Below are 18,109 nucleotides of genomic sequence, written 5' to 3'. Positions count from 1 at the left end.
CATTGATATTGTTGTTCGATGCCGAAGACGGCTTATGGAGTCGTGACCCAGAACGCCGGCGCAGTCGCGCACGCTGCCTGGATCAACCGCACCGCCTCGTCGATATCCTGTTCAGTGGTAAAGCGGCCCAGGCTCAAGCGAATGGTCCGCCCGGCCGCACGCGCATCGTGCCCCAGGGCGAGCAGCACGTGGGACGGGCTGTTCTGCGCCGAATTGCAGGCCGAGGTCGCGGAAAATGCAATCGATGCGCCCAACGTCGCCGGGTTGAACTCACCTTCGTTGAAGGTCAGGCTCAGCGTGTGGGGAATCCGGCGGCTCGCACTGCCGTTTATACGCACACCGGGCAAGGCCAGTAGCGGCTCAAGCAAACGATTGCGCAATCGGGCGATTTTAGCGAGTTCTTCGTCGAATGCCCCGCCTGCCAGTTCGAATGCGGCGCCCATGGCTGCGATCTGGTGGGTCGCCAGGGTCCCGGAGCGCAAACCGCCTTCATGGCCTCCGCCGTGAATCTGTGCCGACAGCCGTGGCCGGGCACGGTCGCCAACGTAGAGCGCCCCGATGCCCTTGGGGCCGTAGATCTTATGCGCGGAAAAAGACATCAGGTCCACCGGCCAGCGAGACAGGTCGATCTGCACCTTGCCGGCGCCCTGGGCTGCGTCCACATGAAACAGCGCACTGTGCTCGCGAACGATCTCGCCGATGGCGATGACGTCGTTGACGGTGCCCAACTCGTTGTTCACCAGCATCAGCGACACCAGGAACGTGTCTTCGCGCAACGCGTCACGAACCGCTTGCGGGCTGATCAGGCCCTCGGCGTCCGGCGCCAGCCAGGTCACCGCGACGCCGCTCTCTTCGAGCTGGCGCGCCGTATCGAGAATCGCCTTGTGCTCGATCAGACTGGTGATGACATGGCCGGCGGAACCGCCACGCGCCTGGGCCACCCCTTTGAGGGCCAGGTTATTGGATTCGGTAGCACCGGACGTCCAGACAATCTGTTCGGGCTGAGCCCCGACCAGTTGCGCCACCTGCTGGCGGGCACGCTCTACCGAGCGCCGGGCCTCCTGGCCGAAGGCATGGGAACTGGAAGCCGGGTTGCCAAAGTTGCCGTCAAAGCCCAGACACTCGACCATGACCCGGATGACCCGCTCATCCACCGGCGTGGTGGCGGCGTAGTCGAAATACAAAGGACGTTTATTCATAGGAAACTCGCAGAGCCTGCTCCGGGATCAGGCGCCCTCGTTGGGTTCGAGACTAGCAATACCTGATCAAAGACCTTAAAGAAGTCGGACTTCGTTTAAAAGTGCGTAGGAACGCTCCTGAACAGCGAGCTTAGCAGGCATCGCGGCGAAGCTCAGCCCTCAACTGATGCTTTCGAGCAACAATGGATACAGCGAAGCGACCAACAGCAGCGCCATGCCCCAGTTGAACACGCGCAACCAGCGACGATCACGCAACAGGTTGCGCAACAGGCTGCCGCACACTACCCACAGGCTCACGCTTGGCAGGTTGATCAGGGCAAACACCGCCGCAATCACCAACACGTTGAAGAAATACCCCTGGAGTGGCGTGTACGTACTGATGGCACCGATGGCCATGATCCAGGCCTTGGGATTGACCCATTGGAACGCCGCTGCGCCCCAGTAGCTGATCGGCGTATTGTCCCCCGCCTGGCTTTCCGAAACCGGACCGGAGTGGGCGATTTTCCACGCCAGGTACAACAGGTACGCCGCGCCGATGTAGCGCAGCGCGGTATAGAGCAGTGGATAAGTCTGGAACACCGCGCCCAGGCCAAGGCCCACCGCCAGCACCAGGGAAAAGAAGCCGCAGGTAATACCCAGCATGTGAGGAATGGTGCGGTTGAAACCGAAATTGACACCCGAGGCCAACAACATGGTGTTGTTAGGGCCAGGCGTGATCGAGGTCACCAGGGCAAACAGGGCGAAGCCCAGCAGCAGGTCAAGCGAAAGGGTCATTTCAAGTCAGTCCATCAGGGCGGTCAGTCAAGTCATGACCCTACCCCACGCCTTGGCGCAAACCCACGGACAGTTGGGCAAAACTTTAAGCGGTACAGTCCCTCAGCTTGACCGGCCTGGCTGTTGCTCGACCCGCTCGGCACTCATCTGGCCCTGATCGTCGAAACCCACGTTTTTCTGCGACGAACCGAGCAACTCGGCTTTTTTCGCGTGGTACTCATCGAACGAGAGGCCGCGACGATTCAAGGCTTCAAGAGCCAGTTCGCGGGTCTCGTCGGCGGTGTAGGGACGCAGCTCCGGGGAAGAACTGGCGCAACCGCCCAGGAGAGTGGCGGTCAACAGCAGCAAAACAACAAAGGTACGGTTCATGGCAAGTGTCCGGTGTTCTGGAGTTGGGCGATGAACAAAGGCTACCCGCCAGCCCTGCGCCGCAGAAATCAACCCTCTCGATAGTGGCTATTGCCTTTGCGGATCAGCCGCCGCATTCAGTCAACCAACTGGCAATGCAGCGCGTGGTCCAGGCTGCGCTCGATGTTGCGCAGCACTTGGAACGAGCCGAACGTCACGGCTTTGGCTCGATGAGCCTGGATCAGCCGCCAGAAATCCTGCTCGCCACTTTCGAAGCTTTGAAGCGCCGCCTCGCCTGCCTCGCGGGTTTGCCACTGCAAATAGTTGAGCACCCGCCGACCATCCTCGCTGGCCTGGATACTGGCATTCAGGAACCCCTGGTGATCCCGAGCCAGGCGCTCGGTCTGTTCCGACAAGGCGGTTACCAGCGCCTGCTGCCATTGAGGCTCGATATCGAATTCCATCAACTGGGTGAAACTGCGATTGTTCCTTGGTGATTGCATGAACGGTCCCCTCTGCACGTAAGGCGGATCTTGCGATCCGAACGCGTGCAGGGTAAAACCTCAAGTTAACTAGAGGTCAAGCAGTGAATTGAGGCGATGACGCAGATCGATGTCCACAAGGAACTTACCGTTGGCCAAGTGGCCGCACGCAGCGGCGTGGCGGTCACGGCCCTGCACTTCTATGAATCCAAGGGGCTGATCAAAAGCACGCGCAACCAGGGCAATCAACGTCGCTACTCACGGGCAGTCTTGCGCCGCGTGGCGCTGATCAAGGTTGCCCAGCGCCTGGGCATTCCCTTGGCGGAAATCGGCGAGGCGTTGAAAAACCTGCCGGACAACCGTGCGCCAACGGCCGCCGACTGGCAGACCTTGTCGGCGCAGTGGAGCCGGGACCTGGACGAGCGCATCAACCAATTGATGACGCTGCGCGATCGACTCAACGGCTGCATCGGCTGCGGATGCCTGTCGATGGAGGCTTGCCCGCTGCGCAATCAGGGCGACGTGCTAGGCCAACAGGGACCGGGGGCGCATCTGCTGGAATAGTCGTGAGACGTTCGTCGGGCCGAGGGCCTGTATACGGCTGCTGGCCTATAGTGGATGGGCGCAAAACCGACGAAGACTCTCTTCGCCTCCCATAACAACAAGGAGAACCGTCATGGGCGTCAAAGCCATTCCCGAAGGTTTCCACAACATCACGCCCTACCTGGGCATTCAAAAAGCTGCCGAAGCCATCGATTTCTACAAAAAAGCCTTCAATGCCACCGAGGTCATGCGCCTGGCCATGCCCGACGGCGGCATCGGGCATGCCGAACTGCGGATCAACGGGTTTCCGATCATGCTCGGCACGCCTTGCGACCAGGGCCCGCTGAGCAACCCGGACCAATCGCCATCGGTCGGCCTGCATTTATATGTCGAGGACGTGGACAGCGCCTTTGCCCAGGCCATTGCTGCCGGTGGCACAGTGATTTCCGAGGTCAAGGACCAGTTCTACGGCGATCGTACCGGCACCTTGAAAGATCCCTATGGGCATCTCTGGTTCCTGGCGACGCACAAGGAAGATCTGAGCCAGGAACAGATCGAGCAACGAGCCAGGGAGATGTTTCAACAAGGCTGACGTACCATTGCTCCCGCGGGGTTACGCCCCGTAGGAGCTGTCGAGCGCAACGAGGCTGCGATCTTTCCCCTGACACTTGAGTCTCAAGCGAAAGATCAAAAGATCGCAGCCTTCGGCAGCTCCTACCACGCGAAACATTTTCTTTCATCTTCCTCTTCGGGATTTCCATCGCTCGTTCGTCTTAATTAGATGCAGTAGGCCGCGTCGGCAAAAGCCACGGTCTGCTTTTTTGCGGTTCACGGTATTGCGAAGCCCGTAATACCGAACCTTTCATCGAATCAAGACGTTCAATCATGTCGAAGAAGTCCCGCTCCAAACTCTGGTTCCTGGTCCATAGCTGGCTGGCATTGCCCATCTGGTTTTTCGTGCTCATCGTTTGCGTCACGGGCACCCTCGCGGTGGTCAGCCAGGAGATTGTCTGGCTGGTCAACCCCGAGATGCGCGCCAGCAAGCCCTCGGACGATGCCCAACTGCTCAGCTATGACCAGGTGATCGCCGCGATCAAGCACGCCCAGCCGCAAACCCAGGTGCAAGGCATCGTCCGCCCGGACGAGTCGCACTTTGCGCTGGAGGTCAGCGTGACCTACCCCGACGGACGCCCCGACAAGGTCTACGTCAACCCCTACAGCGGCGTCATCCAAGGCTCGGCGCCGACGTTCAACTTCAGGGGATTTACCCGAGCCCTGCATGGCTGGTGGCTGGTGCCGTTCACCAATGGCTACAGCTGGGGCTGGTACCTGGTGTCCTTGTTGGGGCTGCCGTTGCTGGCCTCGTTGGTGACCGGGCTGGTGGTCTACAAGCGTTTCTGGAAAGGCTTTTTCCGTCCGACGCTGCGGATCCGCCACGGCGCACGGATTTTCTGGGGGGATTTCCATCGGCTCAGCGGCATCTGGTCGATCTGGTTCATCGCGGTGATTTCCATCACCGGCACCTGGTTCCTGATCGAAGCCTTGCTATCCGACAATCAGATTTCCATTTCCAGTGCGCCAGTCATTCCGGTGGTGGCGCGTGAAAGCGTTCCGCTGTCGGCCGATGGTCTTGCTCCGCCGCAATTGAATCTGGACCGGGCCATTGAAATCGCCCAACAACGCATCCCGGGCCTGGAAGCGAGTTTCGTCAGCCTGCCCGGCAATGCCTACAGCCATCTGGAAATCGGCGGCCGCGGCTGGTATCCGCTGATGTTCCAGACCGCCACCATCAACCCCTACAACGGCGACGTCGCTGCCTCACGGCTGCTGTCCGACCGCACGACGCTGGAATTCGTTACCGAATCCATGCGTCCGTTGCACACAGGGGATTTCGGCGGCATCTGGATCAAGCTCATCTGGTTTTTCTTCGGTTTGGTCCTGAGCATGATGGTTCTCAGCGGGCTGCTGATCTGGACCAAACGCACGGCCCTGGCCACCGCCAATGCCCTCAAGCGCAGCCAGAAATCCTCCCGTGAAACCCGCATCGCGCAGGCATTGCAGCCGTTGGTCCACCGTGAGTCGTCGGAGGGCAGCCTGTGAATCCGTCCAATACCACTTCATCACCGTCACGCCTGAGCCTGTTCTGGCACAAATGGCGCTTCCACCTCAACGTGCTGTTGTTGCTGATCCCCCTGGGGTTCATGCCCAAATATTTATCCGAAGCCGCACTGTTTCGCGGGGACGCCGGGCTTGGCGAGCGGGAAGTCGGCGAAGTCCAGGTCGGTCCCTGGAGCCTGCGCCTGGCGGAATTTCGCAACGAAGCCCCACGTGTCCAGGGACCTGCCGGGCCTATGAAACATTTCAACGCGGCCCTGTGCGAACGCTGTATCGGCGAGGTCAAGGCCACCTACCTGCGCGTCGGCAAACCTCGCAGCCTAAGGGCCGCCGGGGTGATTTTCTTCGGCTCGCCCTATCGCATGAGCGCTTTGTTGCCGGTCCCGCCAAAGACCCAGCCCGATGCCGAACTGTGGATAACCCTCGAGGGTTGGGACGGTTCGATGCACCAGGTCTCCATTCCCCTGAGCCAGGCCTCCCCGGCCACCGTCGCCTGGCTGAAGAACCAAGGACCCAAACCATGACCCTCCGCGCCTTATCCAACGGCCTGGCGTTGCTGTTCTGCGCAGGCGCAAGCACCAGCGCCCTGGCCCACAACCCGATGTGCGAATGCAAGGCCATCGACGCCGAGCAGATCCAATGTACCGGCGGTTTTTCCGACGGCAGCGGCGCGCCCGGAGTGACCCTGGACGTGATCGGCTATGACGAGACCATCCTCGTCCCGGGCAAGCTCGGCGCCGATTCGAAGCTGACCTTCAAGAAGCCGGACGCTGAGTTCTACGTGCTCTTCGACGCCGGCCCCGGCCACGTTGTGGAAATCGACCAAGCCGACATCGAGGCCCCATGACCAACACCACGACTCAAGTCATCCGCCCCGCTGGCGCGGGCCATGAAACCCTGTATGTGTTGCTGCTGTGCCTGGTCATCGTACTGGTCGCCGGGTCCGTGGTGGCCTGGCATGGCAAAGCCGAAGACACCACGCACCTGGCCTCGAACCAACTCGACGCCCGCCGCGACCTCAGCCCCGCCGAGCAGGGCATCTACGCCGACCTGCGGGTGACCCTGGATGAAATCCGCTTGCTGCGCGAAGACCAACCCACCCTGCCCGGCCCGCAAACCCTGGCCGAAGAAGGCTTCGCGCCGTTCGCACAGGACGCCAGCGCTGTCAGCCGGGGCGGCCACGCCTGGCAGCAGCTGCAGGACCAGGCCTACTTCGGCGCCAGTGCCAACTCTTCCGTCGCAGGTTCGTTTCTGATGCGCATCGGCGAAACGTCCGACGCCGCACCGGACATCTGGCTCAACCGCAGCAATGGCCTCGCGACACCTACCGCGCTGGACGACGCCGCTTTGTCCGCCGCCGGCTGGCAACAGATCGTCGCGCAATTCGATGCCGGCGTGACCCGCCAGCACCGGCACTGATCCCACGCCTTCATTCGAGAGAAGACCGTTTGCCCATGCCTATTGCATCCCAACGCCGCCCCTTGCTGCGCCTGCTGTCGATCGGCCTGCTGGCCTGCCTGTTTACCTCGCAGGCGTACGCCGAAACAGCCAAGCGCCTGCGCATCGGCATCACCCTGCACCCTTATTACAGCTATGTAGCCAACATCGTCGGCGACAAGGCCGAGGTCGTGCCGCTGATCCCGGCCGGTTTCAACCCCCATGCCTATGAACCACGGGCCGAGGACATCAAGCGCATCAGCGGTCTCGACGTGATCGTGCTCAACGGCGTGGGCCACGACGACTTCGCCGACCGCATGATCGCCGCCAGCGAAACCCCGAACGTGAAAGTGATCGAGGCCAATGAAAACGTGCCCCTGCTGGCCGCCACCGGCACGGCGGCCCGTGGCGCGGGCAAGGTCGTGAACCCGCACACTTTCCTGTCCATCAGCGCCTCCATTGCCCAGGTCAATAACATCGCCCGGGAGTTGGGCAAGCTCGACCCGGACAATGCCAAGGCCTACACCCAGAACGCCCGCGCCTATGGCAAGCGCCTGCGGCAGATGCGCGCCGCCGCCCTGGCGAAGCTGACCCAGGCCCCCAATGCCGAGTTGCGGGTCGCCACGGTGCATGCCGCCTACGACTACCTGTTGCGCGAATTCGGCCTGGAAGTGACCGCCGTGGTCGAGCCGGCCCATGGCATCGAACCGAGCCCCAGCCAGTTGAAGAAGACCATCGACCAACTGCGCGAGCTGGACGTGAAGGTGATCTTCTCGGAGATGGATTTCCCGTCCACCTACGTCGACACCATCCAGCGTGAATCGGGCGTGAAGCTGTATCCGCTCTCACACATTTCCTACGGCGACTACAGCCCCGAGAAGTACGAAAAGGAAATGGCCGGCAACCTCGATACCGTGGTCCGGGCCATCCAGGAGTCTGGCGCATGACCGTCCAGGAAACCCTCACCCTGCACCGCGTCGGCCCCTTGATTGAGTTCGCCGACGTCAGCCTGAACCTGGGCCGCACCACCATTCTCGACAGCGTGGCGTTTCAAGTGGAGCCCGGCAGCATCCATGCCTTGGTGGGCCCCAATGGTGGCGGCAAGAGTTCGCTGATCAAGACGTTGCTGGGGCAGATGCCGCACCAGGGACGCCTGAGCCTGCAATGGCCGGGCGAGCCCGGTGTGATCGGCTACGTGCCCCAGGCGCTGGAGTTCGACCGGGGCCTGCCCATGACGGTGGACGATTTCATGGCGGCGATGTGTCAGCGGCGGCCGGCCTTTCTCGGCTTGAGCAAGCATTACGCCGGCGCCATAGGACAGGCCCTGGAGCGGGTCGGCATGCCGGACAAGCGCAAGCGGCGCATGGGCGCGCTGTCCGGCGGTGAACGCCAGCGGGTGTTGCTGGCCCAGGGGTTGATTCCCTCGCCGCAATTGCTGGTGCTGGATGAACCGATGTCGGCCCTGGATGAGGCCGGCATCCAGGTGTTCGAGCAGTTGCTGCAGGACTGGCGCCAAGCCGGGATCACCGTGCTGTGGATCGAACATGACCTGGAAGCCGTCGGGCGCCTGGCCGACCGTGTCACCGGCCTGAACCGCCGGGTGCTGTTCGACGGCCCGCCCCGCCAGACCTTGACTCCAGAACGCCTGCTGACGCTGTTTTCCACCCATCCGCGCACGAACGGGAGCGCTGCCTGATGAGTTATGAAGCCTTTCGTCTGATGGTCCAGGGCTGGGCCTCGTCCGGTTACCTGCCCGAAGCGCTGGCCTATGGGTTCGTGGTCAATGCGTTGCTGGCCGGGTTGTTGATTGGCCCGGTGCTGGGCGGTCTCGGCACGCTGGTGGTGGTCAAGCGTTTCGCGTTTTTCTCCGAGGCGGTGGGCCATGCGGCGCTGACCGGCGTGGCCATCGGCATCCTGCTCGGCGAACCCTACACCGGGCCTTACGGCAGCCTGTTCGGCTACTGTCTGTTATTCGGCATCCTGCTCAATTACCTGCGCAACCGCACCGGCCTGGCGCCCGACACGTTGATCGGCGTCTTCCTGTCGGTGTCCCTGGCCCTGGGCGCCAGCCTGCTGTTGATCCTGGCGGGCAAGATCAACGTGCACATCCTGGAGAACGTGCTGTTTGGTTCGGTGCTGACGGTCAATGGCAACGACCTGCTGGTGCTGGCGGTGGTCGGCTCATTGGTGATGGCCCTGGCCTTGCCGCTGTACAACCGCATCATGCTCGCCAGCTTCAACCCGCAACTGGCGGCGGTGCGCGGGGTGGCGGTCAAGACGCTGGACTACTTGTTCGTGATCCTGGTGACGCTGATCACCGTGGCGGCGGTGAAAGTCATCGGCGCCATTCTGGTGGGCGCGTTGCTGGTGATTCCGGCTGCGGCGGCACGCCTGCTCAGCCAATCATTGAAAGGCTTTTTCTGGTGTTCAGTGCTGATCGCCACCGCCAGCACCTTGTGCGGGATTCTCGCGCCAATTGTGTTCGACCTGCCGATCCCGTCCGGCGCTGCGATCATCCTGGTGGCCGGCATCGTCTTCGCCCTGAGCGCCATCGCCCGCGGTGTCGTCCCCAGCCTCAAAGGGAATCTTGGATAAATGGTTTTTTCATTGCGACAACTGACCCTGGCCGTCGCGTTATGCGGCGTGGCTGTTACTTCGTCATTCGCCAGCGAAAAGGTCCGTCTGCTGGCATCGTTGCCGGTCACCTACGGATTGGGCGAGGCCTTGCTCAAGGGCACCGAGGTCAGCCTGGAGCGGGCCGCGCCCGCCAATTTGCCCGGCACCCGGCAGAGCGCCTACTTCAGCGGCCGTGGCGCGCCGACCTTGAGCAAACTGGCCAGCGATGCTGACGGGGTAATCGGGCTGCGCTCGCTATGGCCGGACGATCCGCTGTACCCCATGGCGCGACGCAGCAATATCCGCATCGTCGAAGTCGATGCCGCGCGCCCGGTGGACGGTGCCCTGCCCGGTATCGCCGTGCAACCGGGCATGGCCGACGGCCTGGCGAGCCAGCCGTGGATGGCCAGCCATAACCTGGGTCGCATGGCCGACGTGATCGCCGCCGACCTGGTGCGCCTGGCCCCGGCGGACAAACCGAAGATCGACGCCAACCTGGCGGCCCTCAAGCAGCGCCTGCTCAAACTCAGCGCCGACAGCGAAAAACGCCTCGCCAGCGCCGATAACCTCAGCGTGGTCAGCTTGAGCGAGCATTTCGGCTACCTGATCAGCGGTCTCAACCTGGACGCAATCAGCACCGATGTCCGGCCCGACGCCGAATGGACAGACGAAGCCCTCAAGCAGTTGAGCGCGACGTTGAAAGACAATGACGTCGCGCTGGTGCTGCATCATCGCCAGCCCTCGGATGCGCTGAAGGCAGCCATCACAGAGGGAGGAAGCCAATTGCTGGTGTTGAGCACCGACGGGGCCGATCCGGTGGCGGAGCTGGAAAGTAATGTAGGGCTGGTGGTCACCGCACTGACCGGAGGCTGACAGCAGTCCCCTGTGGGAGCGAGCTTGCTCGCGATGAGGCCAGCCCATCCAACATTGATGTCGGCTGACACACCGCCATCGCGAGCAGGCTCGCTCCCACAGGGTTCAACTCAGCTCAGGGCTTGCCCTGGCACCCGCACAAACCCTTCCATCAACACCCGCGCGCTGCGGCTCATGATGGCTTTTTTCACGGTCCATTCACCGTTGACCTGACTGGCCTCGGCGCCGACGCGCAGGGTGCCGGACGGGTGGCCGAAACGCACCGCGTTGCGTTCGATGCCGCCGGCCGCGAGGTTGACCACGGTGCCAGAAATCGCCGCGGCGGTGCCGATGGCCACCGCTGCGGTGCCCATCATGGCGTGGTGCAGCTTGCCCATGGACAGCGCCCGCACCAACAGGTCAACGTCCCCGGCCGCGACGGCTTTTCCGCTGGATGAAACGTAGTCCGCCGGCGGCGCGACGAACGCCACTTTCGGTGTGTGCTGGCGCTGGGCGGCTTCGTCCAGGTGCTTGATCAAGCCCATGCGCAAGGCGCCGTGGGCGCGGATTGTTTCGAACATGGCCAATGCCTTGGGATCGCCATTGATGGCGCCCTGCAATTCGGTGCCGGTGTAACCAACGTCCCGGGCATTGATGAAAATCGTCGGGATCCCGGCGTTGATCAGCGTCGCCTTGAAGGTGCCAACACCGGGCACTTCCAAGTCGTCCACCAGATTGCCGGTGGGAAACATCGAGCCGCCACCGCCCTCTTCCTCGGCGGCCGGGTCCATGAATTCCAATTGCACTTCGGCCGCCGGAAAGGTCACGCCGTCGAGTTCGAAGTCCCCGGTTTCCTGCACCGCGCCGTCGGTGATCGGCACATGGGCGATGATGGTCTTGCCGATGTTGGCCTGCCAGATCCGCACCACGGCCATGCCGTTCTGTGGGATGCGACCGGCGTCCACCAAACCACTGCTGATAGCGAATGAACCGACCGCCGCCGACAGATTGCCGCAGTTGCCACTCCAGTCCACGAACGGCTTGTCGATGGACACCTGGCCGAACAGGTAATCGACATCGTGGTCGGCCCGGGTGCTCTTGGACAGGATCACAGTCTTGCTGGTGCTGGACGTCGCGCCGCCCATGCCATCGATCTGCTTCTCGTACGGGTCGGGGCTGCCGATCACCCGCAGCAACAGGGCATCCCGTGCGGCGCCTGGGACGCTGGCCGCTTCGGGCAGGTCTTGCAGGCTGAAGAACACGCCTTTGCTGGTGCCGCCACGCATATAGGTAGCGGGTATTCTGATTTGCGGTGCGTGAGCCATGATGCTCCTCAAGCGGACACGCTGGGTGTCCGCAGCTGTGGTTTAAACGGCAACCGCCGATTCAAGGAAGTCCTGGGCAAAGCGTTGCAGCACGCCCCCGGCTTCATAGATCGACACTTCTTCAGCGGTATCGAGGCGGCAGGTCACCGGCACTTCGACGCGCTCGCCGTTCTTGCGAGTGATGACCAGGGTCAGCGTCGCACGCGGGGTGCGCTCGCCGATCACGTCATAGATTTCGCTGCCATCGATGCCCAGGGTCTTGCGATCGGTGCCGGGCTTGAACTCCAGCGGCAACACGCCCATGCCCACCAGGTTGGTGCGGTGGATGCGCTCGAAACCCTCGGCGGCGATCGCCTCTACACCGGCCAGGCGCACGCCCTTGGCCGCCCAGTCCCGCGACGAACCCTGGCCGTAGTCGGCGCCGGCAATGATGATCAGCGGCTGCTTGCGCTCCATGTAGGTCTCGATGGCTTCCCACATGCGCATGACCTTGCCTTCCGGCTCGACCCGGGCCAGGGAGCCCTGCTTGACCTTGCCGTTTTCCTGGGCCATTTCGTTGAACAGTTTCGGGTTGGCGAAGGTGGCGCGTTGCGCGGTCAGGTGGTCGCCACGGTGGGTCGCGTAGGAGTTGAAGTCTTCTTCCGGCAGGCCCATTTTCGCCAGGTATTCACCCGCGGCGCTGTCCAGCATGATGGCGTTGGACGGCGACAGGTGATCGGTGGTGATGTTGTCCGGCAGCACCGCCAGCGGGCGCATACCCTTGAGCGGCCGCGCACCGGCCAGCGCGCCTTCCCAATACGGCGGACGACGAATGTAGGTGCTTTGTGGGCGCCAGTCGTACAGCGGCGTCACTTTCGGCCCGGTGTCTTCCTGGATGGCGAACATCGGGATGTACACCTGGCGGAACTGCTCGGGTTTCACCGAGGCCTTGACCACCGCATCGATTTCTTCGTCGCTCGGCCAGATGTCCTTGAGGCGGATTTCCCGACCGTCCACCATGCCCAGTACATCCTTCTCGATGTCGAAGCGGATGGTCCCGGCGATGGCATAAGCGACCACCAGCGGTGGCGAGGCGAGGAACGCCTGCTTGGCGTACGGATGGATGCGCCCGTCGAAGTTGCGATTGCCCGACAACACGGCGGTGGCGTACAGGTCGCGGTCGATGATTTCCTGTTGGATCACCGGGTCCAGCGCGCCGGACATGCCGTTGCAGGTGGTGCAGGCGAACGCCACCACGCCGAAGCCCAATTGCTCCAGCTCTTTGGTCAGGCCCGCTTCATCCAGGTACAGCGCCACGGTTTTCGAACCCGGCGCCAGGGACGACTTGACCCACGGCTTGCGGACCAAGCCCAGGCGGTTGGCGTTGCGCGCCAGCAGGCCGGCGGCGATCACGTTGCGCGGGTTGCTGGTGTTGGTGCAACTGGTGATGGCGGCGATGATCACCGCACCGTCAGGCATCTGCCCGGGCACATCGTCCCACAGCCCGGAAATGCCTTTGGCAGCCAGATCCGACACCGCGACACGGGCGTGTGGGTTGCTCGGACCGGCCATGTTGCGCACCACCGACGACAGGTCGAAGGTCAGGCCCCGCTCGTATTGCGCGCCCTTGAGCTTGTCAGCCCACAGGCCTGCCTGCTTGGCGTAGGTCTCGACCAGTCGCACCTGGTCGTCTTCACGGCCAGTGAGCTTCAGGTAATCGATAGTTTGCTGGTCGATGTAGAACATCGCCGCCGTAGCGCCGTATTCCGGGGCCATGTTGGAAATGGTCGCGCGGTCGCCCAAGGTCAGGGCACTGGCGCCTTCGCCGAAAAACTCCAGCCAGGCACCGACGACTTTTTGCTTGCGCAGGAATTCGGTCAGCGCCAGCACCATGTCGGTGGCGGTGATACCCGGTTGCAGCTTGCCGGTCAGCTCGACGCCGATGATTTCCGGCAGGCGCATCCACGAGGCGCGGCCGAGCATGACGCTTTCGGCTTCCAGGCCACCGACGCCAATGGCGATCACGCCCAGGGCATCGACGTGCGGCGTGTGGCTGTCGGTGCCCACGCAAGTGTCGGGGAACGCCACGCCGTCACGCTGCTGGATCACCGGGGACATTTTTTCCAGGTTGATCTGGTGCATGATCCCGTTGCCCGGCGGAATCACGTCGACGTTCTTGAAGGCCTTCTTGGTCCAGTTGATGAAGTGGAAGCGGTCTTCGTTGCGCCGGTCTTCGATGGCGCGGTTCTTGGCGAAGGCTTGCGGGTCGGAACCACCGCTTTCCACCGCCAGGGAGTGGTCGACGATCAGTTGGGTCGGCACCACCGGGTTGACCTGCGCCGGGTCACCGCCCTGCAAGGCGATGGCGTCGCGCAGGCCAGCCAGATCCACCAGCGCGGTCTGGCCAAGAATGTCATGGCACACCACGCGCGCCGGGAACCACGGGAAGTCCAGGTCGCGCTTGCGCTCGATCAGTTGCAGCAGCGACTCGCCCAGCGTGGCCGGGTCGCAGCGCCGCACCAGGTTCTCCGCCAGCACGCGGGAGGTGTACGGCAGGCCGTCGTAGGCGCCAGGGCGAATGGCATCCACCGCCTCACGAACGTCGAAATAATCCAGCGAAGTGCCGGGCAGCGGTTTGCGAAATTCTGTGTTCATCGTCAGGACTCGGTCACGGTGGTTTCAGAAGGGTTGGCGCCGGACTTGAAGCGCCCCTGGCCACTGTGGGAGCGAGCTTGCTCGCGATAGCGGTGTATCAGTCGACATTAGTTGAATGTCAGTACGCAATCGCGAGCAAGCTCGCTCCCACAGGGTTTCGGGGGTATCCAGTTCCTGCGGCTAGAACCCTCCAGCTCAGCGTTGTTCGATTGGCACGAACTTGCGCTGTTCGACGCCGGTGTATTCGGCGCTCGGTCGGATGATGCGGTTGTTGGCGCGTTGTTCGAACACGTGGGCGGCCCAGCCGGTCAGGCGCGAGCAAACGAAGATCGGCGTGAACAGCTTGGTCGGGATGCCCATGAAGTGGTACGCCGAGGCATGGTAGAAATCGGCGTTGGGGAACAGTTTCTTCTGCTCCCACATGGTCTTGTCGATGGCTTCGGAGACCGGGAACAGCACCGTATCGCCCACTTCATCGGCGAGTTTTTTCGACCAGCCCTTGATCACCTCGTTGCGCGGGTCGTTGTCCTTATAGATCGCGTGACCGAAGCCCATGATCTTGTCCTTGCGCGCCAGCATGCCTAGGGTGCCTTCGATGGCCTCCTGCGGTGAGCTGAAGCGCTCGATCATTGCCATCGCCGCTTCGTTGGCACCGCCATGCAACGGGCCGCGCAGCGAGCCGATGGCGGCGGTGATGCAGGAGAACAGATCCGACAGAGTGGAGGCGCAAACCCGGGCGGTGAAGGTCGAGGCGTTGAATTCGTGCTCGGCGTAGAGGATCAGCGAAACGTTCATCACCTTGACGTGCAGCTCGCTCGGCTTCTTGCCGTGCAGCAGGTGCAGGAAATGGCCGCCGATGGACACTTCGTCGGTCACACACTCGATGCGCTGGCCTTCGTGGCTGAAGCGATACCAGTAGCACATGATCGCCGGGAACGCGGCCAGCAGGCGGTCGGTCTTGTCGTGCTGCTCGGAAAAGACTTCCTCGGGTTCCAGGTTGCCCAGGAACGAGCAGCCGGTGCGCATGACGTCCATCGGGTGGGCGTCGGCGGGGATGCGCTCCAAAACCTCTTTCAAGGCTTGGGGCAAGTCCCGCAACTGGCGCAGTTTACCGGTGTAGGCGTCCAGCTGTGCCTGGGTCGGCAGCTCGCCGTACAGCAGCAGGTAGGCCACTTCTTCAAATTGCGCATCCGCCGCCAGGTCGCGAACGTCGTAGCCGCGATAAGTCAGGCCGGCGCCCGACTGGCCTACGGTGGACAATGCGGTTTGCCCGGCCACCTGGCCGCGGAGCCCGGCGCCACTGAGTACTTTTGCTTCGGCCATTTGCTGTCTCCATTTTCTTGAATTTGTAGGGGAGTCGCGCCTTACTTCTTCGCCGCGAACAACGCATCGAGCTTCTGCTCGAAGGTGTGGTAGTCGATGCGATCGTAAAGCTCCATGCGGGTCTGCATGGTGTCGATGACATTCTGTTGCGTGCCGTCGCGGCGGATCGCGGTGTAGACGTTCTCGGCCGCCTTGTTCATCGCGCGGAAGGCCGACAACGGGTAGAGCACCAGGGACACGTCGGCACCGGCCAGCTGTTCGGTGGTGTACAGCGGGGTCGCGCCGAACTCGGTGATATTGGCCAGGATCGGCGCTTTCACGCGGCTGGCGAACAGCTTGTACATCTCAAGCTCGGTGATGGCCTCCGGGAAAATCATGTCGGCACCGGCCTCGATACAGGCCGCGGCGCGGTCCAGGGCTGATTCCAAGCCTTCCACCGCCAGGGCATCGGTACGGGCCATGATCACGAAGCTGTCATCGGTACGGGCATCGACGGCGGCCTTGATGCGGTCGACCATCTCTTGCTGCGAGACGATTTCCTTGTTCGGACGATGGCCGCAACGCTTGGCGCCGACCTGGTCCTCGATATGAATGGCCGCCGCGCCGAACTTGATCATCGACTTGACCGTGCGCGCCACGTTGAACGCCGAGGAACCGAACCCGGTGTCCACGTCCACCAGCAGCGGCAGGTCGCACACGTCGGTGATACGGCGCACATCGGTCAGCACGTCATCCAGGCCGGTGATGCCCAGGTCCGGCACGCCGAGGGAGCCGGCGGCCACGCCGCCGCCCGACAGGTAGATCGCCTTGAAACCGGCGCGTTTGGCCAGCAGCGCGTGGTTGGCGTTGATCGTGCCCACCACTTGCAGCGGATGCTCGATGGCGACCGCATCGCGGAAACGCTGGCCTGGCGTGCTCTTGCTGGAACTCATGACTCACCTCGTTCAGTGGCGGCGCTGTCCTGGAAATGACGCGCAATGTTGCGTTTGGACGCACCGATGTGCCGGCGCATCAATAATTCAGCCAGTTCGCCGTCACGGTCGGCGATGGCGTCTAGAATCCGGTGGTGCTCGGCGAAGGCCTGGCGCGGACGGTTAGGCGTGGTGGAAAACTGGATGCGATACATGCGCACCAGTTGGTACAGCTCGCCGCACAGCATTTGCGTCAGGGTGCGGTTGCCGCTGCCCTGGATGATCCGGTAATGGAAGTCGAAATCGCCTTCCTGCTGGTAATAACCGACACCGGCCTGGAACGCCGCATCGCGTTCGTGGGTTTCCAGCACCCGGCGCAGCTCGTCGATTTCTTCCAGGGTCATGCGTTCGGCCGCCAGGCGGCAGGCCATGCCTTCGAGGGATTCACGGATTTCGTAGAGTTCCAGCAGCTCGGCATGGCTCAGCGACACCACCCGGGCACCGACGTGAGGCACACGCACCAGCAGGCGCTGGCCTTCCAGGCGATGGATCGCCTCGCGCAGCGGCCCGCGGCTGATGCCGTAGGTGCGCGCCAGCTCGGGCTCGGAGATCTTGCTGCCAGGGGCGATCTCGCCTTTGACGATGGCGGCCTGGATACGTCGGAAGACGTTCTCGGAGAGGGTCTCCGAATCGTCCTGGGCCATCACCGGGGGTTCGAGCTGATCGAGCATATTGTCGACACCTTTAAAAACAATATGGCAAAAACTAACCAATAGCGACGTTAACGTCAAAGAAAAAATCAACATTGTCGACAATCGTCTAATAAGCCCATCCGCCATAACCGCTCGTTTGAATGCGTCGTAGCGTCCGGCCAGCGGTGGCGTCAGAAAACCACCGTGCTAGAATGCCGCGCGATTTGCCGCTCTCCTTTTATAGGGAAGGCTGCCCAGGGAGCTTGTGCAGTAATGCCAGGGCCTGAACCGATAAACGGAACGCTGCGCACCAGGATCTATGACACTCAAGCCCTTCACCGCTGCTCTTTATTTCATGTGCCTGCCGGGGCTTGCCGTGGCGGGTGAAAAAACCGTGTACGGCCTCAACGAATACGCCGCCCTGCAGGGCATCGACCTGGAGGTCGCCGCCAAGCTGGACACCGGCGCCAAGACCGCGTCCCTCAGCGCCCGGGACATCAAGCGTTTCAAGCGCAATGGCGAGTCCTGGGTGCGCTTTTACCTGGCCATCGACGCGGCCCACTCGCACCCCATCGAACGTCCGCTGGCCCGGGTCAGCAAGATCAAGCGCCGCGCCGGTGACTACGACCCGGAAGAAGGCAAGAAATACACGGCCCGGCCGGTCATCGAACTGGACATCTGCATGGGCTCGGCCCTGCGCAGCATCGAAGTGAACCTGACCGACCGCAGCGCCTTCCAATACCCGTTGCTGATCGGTTCCGAGGCGCTCAAGCGCTTCGACGCGCTGGTCGACCCCAGTCTTAAATACGCTGCCGGCAAACCCGCCTGCGCCAATGCCGCTCAAACCGCAGAGTAATT

20 protein-coding genes are annotated in these 18,109 nt (G+C 62.6%); 11 read left to right on the top strand and 9 right to left on the bottom strand.

Annotated features, from left to right (window positions below; all coding sequences use genetic code 11):
- Positions 1-32 precede the first annotated feature (32 nt).
- The 4 genes from AB4O22_RS05625 to AB4O22_RS05610 form a co-directional block, all read right to left on the bottom strand.
- On the bottom strand, positions 33-1,199 hold the full coding sequence (locus AB4O22_RS05625) for a cysteine desulfurase family protein (protein WP_223472570.1): 1,167 nt from the start codon (positions 1,197-1,199) through the stop codon (positions 33-35).
- Between the two features lie 159 nt (positions 1,200-1,358).
- Positions 1,359-1,973, bottom strand: coding sequence for a LysE family translocator (locus tag AB4O22_RS05620; protein WP_223472569.1), 615 nt, complete (start codon positions 1,971-1,973; stop codon positions 1,359-1,361).
- Between the two features lie 102 nt (positions 1,974-2,075).
- Positions 2,076-2,342 (bottom strand): hypothetical protein, encoded by a 267-nt coding sequence (locus AB4O22_RS05615; protein WP_223472568.1) that lies wholly within the window; start codon positions 2,340-2,342, stop codon positions 2,076-2,078.
- Between the two features lie 116 nt (positions 2,343-2,458).
- Entirely contained in the window at positions 2,459-2,824 is a 366-nt protein-coding gene (locus tag AB4O22_RS05610) for an antibiotic biosynthesis monooxygenase (RefSeq protein WP_223472567.1), read from the bottom strand.
- A gap of 96 nt (positions 2,825-2,920) precedes the next feature.
- Between AB4O22_RS05610 and soxR the strand changes: the two genes are divergently transcribed.
- The 10 genes from soxR to AB4O22_RS05560 all read left to right on the top strand — a co-directional run bounded on the left by soxR (position 2,921) and on the right by AB4O22_RS05560 (position 10,387).
- Positions 2,921-3,367: a redox-sensitive transcriptional activator SoxR gene (soxR, locus tag AB4O22_RS05605; protein ID WP_003204035.1), complete on the top strand. Its 447-nt coding sequence runs from the start codon at positions 2,921-2,923 to the stop codon at positions 3,365-3,367.
- A gap of 112 nt (positions 3,368-3,479) precedes the next feature.
- On the top strand, positions 3,480-3,938 hold the full coding sequence (locus AB4O22_RS05600; RefSeq protein WP_003204037.1) for a VOC family protein: 459 nt from the start codon (positions 3,480-3,482) through the stop codon (positions 3,936-3,938).
- A gap of 293 nt (positions 3,939-4,231) precedes the next feature.
- Positions 4,232-5,446, top strand: a complete 1,215-nt coding sequence (locus tag AB4O22_RS05595; RefSeq protein WP_223472565.1) for a PepSY-associated TM helix domain-containing protein — start codon at positions 4,232-4,234, stop codon at positions 5,444-5,446.
- Positions 5,443-5,985, top strand: coding sequence for a thiamine pyrophosphate-binding protein (locus AB4O22_RS05590; RefSeq protein WP_460095976.1), 543 nt, complete (start codon positions 5,443-5,445; stop codon positions 5,983-5,985). The genes AB4O22_RS05595 and AB4O22_RS05590 overlap by 4 nt, the downstream gene beginning before the upstream one ends.
- Complete coding sequence (locus tag AB4O22_RS05585; RefSeq protein WP_003204043.1) at positions 5,982-6,308, top strand: hypothetical protein; 327 nt, start codon at positions 5,982-5,984, stop codon at positions 6,306-6,308. The genes AB4O22_RS05590 and AB4O22_RS05585 overlap by 4 nt, the downstream gene beginning before the upstream one ends.
- Positions 6,305-6,880 carry a DUF6162 family protein gene (locus tag AB4O22_RS05580; protein ID WP_460095975.1) on the top strand — a complete coding sequence of 192 codons (576 nt, stop codon included), beginning with the start codon at positions 6,305-6,307 and terminating at the stop codon, positions 6,878-6,880. The genes AB4O22_RS05585 and AB4O22_RS05580 overlap by 4 nt, the downstream gene beginning before the upstream one ends.
- A gap of 35 nt (positions 6,881-6,915) precedes the next feature.
- Complete coding sequence (locus AB4O22_RS05575; RefSeq protein WP_028237427.1) at positions 6,916-7,845, top strand: metal ABC transporter substrate-binding protein; 930 nt, start codon at positions 6,916-6,918, stop codon at positions 7,843-7,845.
- The gene (locus tag AB4O22_RS05570) at positions 7,842-8,594 is read left to right on the top strand and encodes a metal ABC transporter ATP-binding protein (protein WP_223472563.1); all 753 of its coding nucleotides are present in this window, start codon (positions 7,842-7,844) and stop codon (positions 8,592-8,594) included. The genes AB4O22_RS05575 and AB4O22_RS05570 overlap by 4 nt, the downstream gene beginning before the upstream one ends.
- The gene (locus AB4O22_RS05565; protein WP_223472562.1) at positions 8,594-9,493 is read left to right on the top strand and encodes a metal ABC transporter permease; all 900 of its coding nucleotides are present in this window, start codon (positions 8,594-8,596) and stop codon (positions 9,491-9,493) included. Before AB4O22_RS05570 ends, AB4O22_RS05565 begins: the two co-directional genes overlap by 1 nt.
- Complete coding sequence (locus tag AB4O22_RS05560; protein ID WP_460095974.1) at positions 9,494-10,387, top strand: metal ABC transporter solute-binding protein, Zn/Mn family; 894 nt, start codon at positions 9,494-9,496, stop codon at positions 10,385-10,387.
- A gap of 110 nt (positions 10,388-10,497) precedes the next feature.
- Here the strand turns inward: AB4O22_RS05560 and prpF are convergent, their stop codons facing one another.
- The 5 genes from prpF to AB4O22_RS05535 all read right to left on the bottom strand — a co-directional run bounded on the left by prpF (position 10,498) and on the right by AB4O22_RS05535 (position 17,290).
- The gene (gene prpF, locus AB4O22_RS05555; RefSeq protein ID WP_003204055.1) at positions 10,498-11,691 is read right to left on the bottom strand and encodes a 2-methylaconitate cis-trans isomerase PrpF; all 1,194 of its coding nucleotides are present in this window, start codon (positions 11,689-11,691) and stop codon (positions 10,498-10,500) included.
- A 42-nt stretch (positions 11,692-11,733) separates the two neighbouring features.
- The gene (gene acnD / locus AB4O22_RS05550; protein ID WP_460095973.1) at positions 11,734-14,325 is read right to left on the bottom strand and encodes a Fe/S-dependent 2-methylisocitrate dehydratase AcnD; all 2,592 of its coding nucleotides are present in this window, start codon (positions 14,323-14,325) and stop codon (positions 11,734-11,736) included.
- Positions 14,326-14,520: 195 nt separating this feature from the next.
- A complete protein-coding gene (gene prpC / locus AB4O22_RS05545) occupies positions 14,521-15,648 on the bottom strand; it encodes a bifunctional 2-methylcitrate synthase/citrate synthase (protein WP_460095972.1) in 1,128 nt (375 codons plus the stop codon).
- Positions 15,649-15,689: 41 nt separating this feature from the next.
- Positions 15,690-16,580, bottom strand: a complete 891-nt coding sequence (prpB, locus tag AB4O22_RS05540) for a methylisocitrate lyase (RefSeq protein ID WP_223472559.1) — start codon at positions 16,578-16,580, stop codon at positions 15,690-15,692.
- The gene (locus AB4O22_RS05535) at positions 16,577-17,290 is read right to left on the bottom strand and encodes a GntR family transcriptional regulator (RefSeq protein WP_223472558.1); all 714 of its coding nucleotides are present in this window, start codon (positions 17,288-17,290) and stop codon (positions 16,577-16,579) included. Before AB4O22_RS05535 ends, prpB begins: the two co-directional genes overlap by 4 nt.
- Positions 17,291-17,570: 280 nt before the next feature.
- Here AB4O22_RS05535 and rloA point away from each other — a divergent pair, with 280 nt between their 5' ends.
- A complete protein-coding gene (gene rloA / locus AB4O22_RS05530; RefSeq protein ID WP_003204066.1) occupies positions 17,571-18,107 on the top strand; it encodes a retropepsin-like aspartic peptidase RloA in 537 nt (178 codons plus the stop codon).
- Positions 18,108-18,109 lie beyond the last annotated feature (2 nt).

The sequence above is a fragment of the Pseudomonas sp. S3_B11 genome (genome assembly GCF_054667715.1).
The sequence above is the reverse complement of the archived record's forward strand: the minus strand, read 5'-3'. Positions and strand labels throughout refer to the sequence as shown.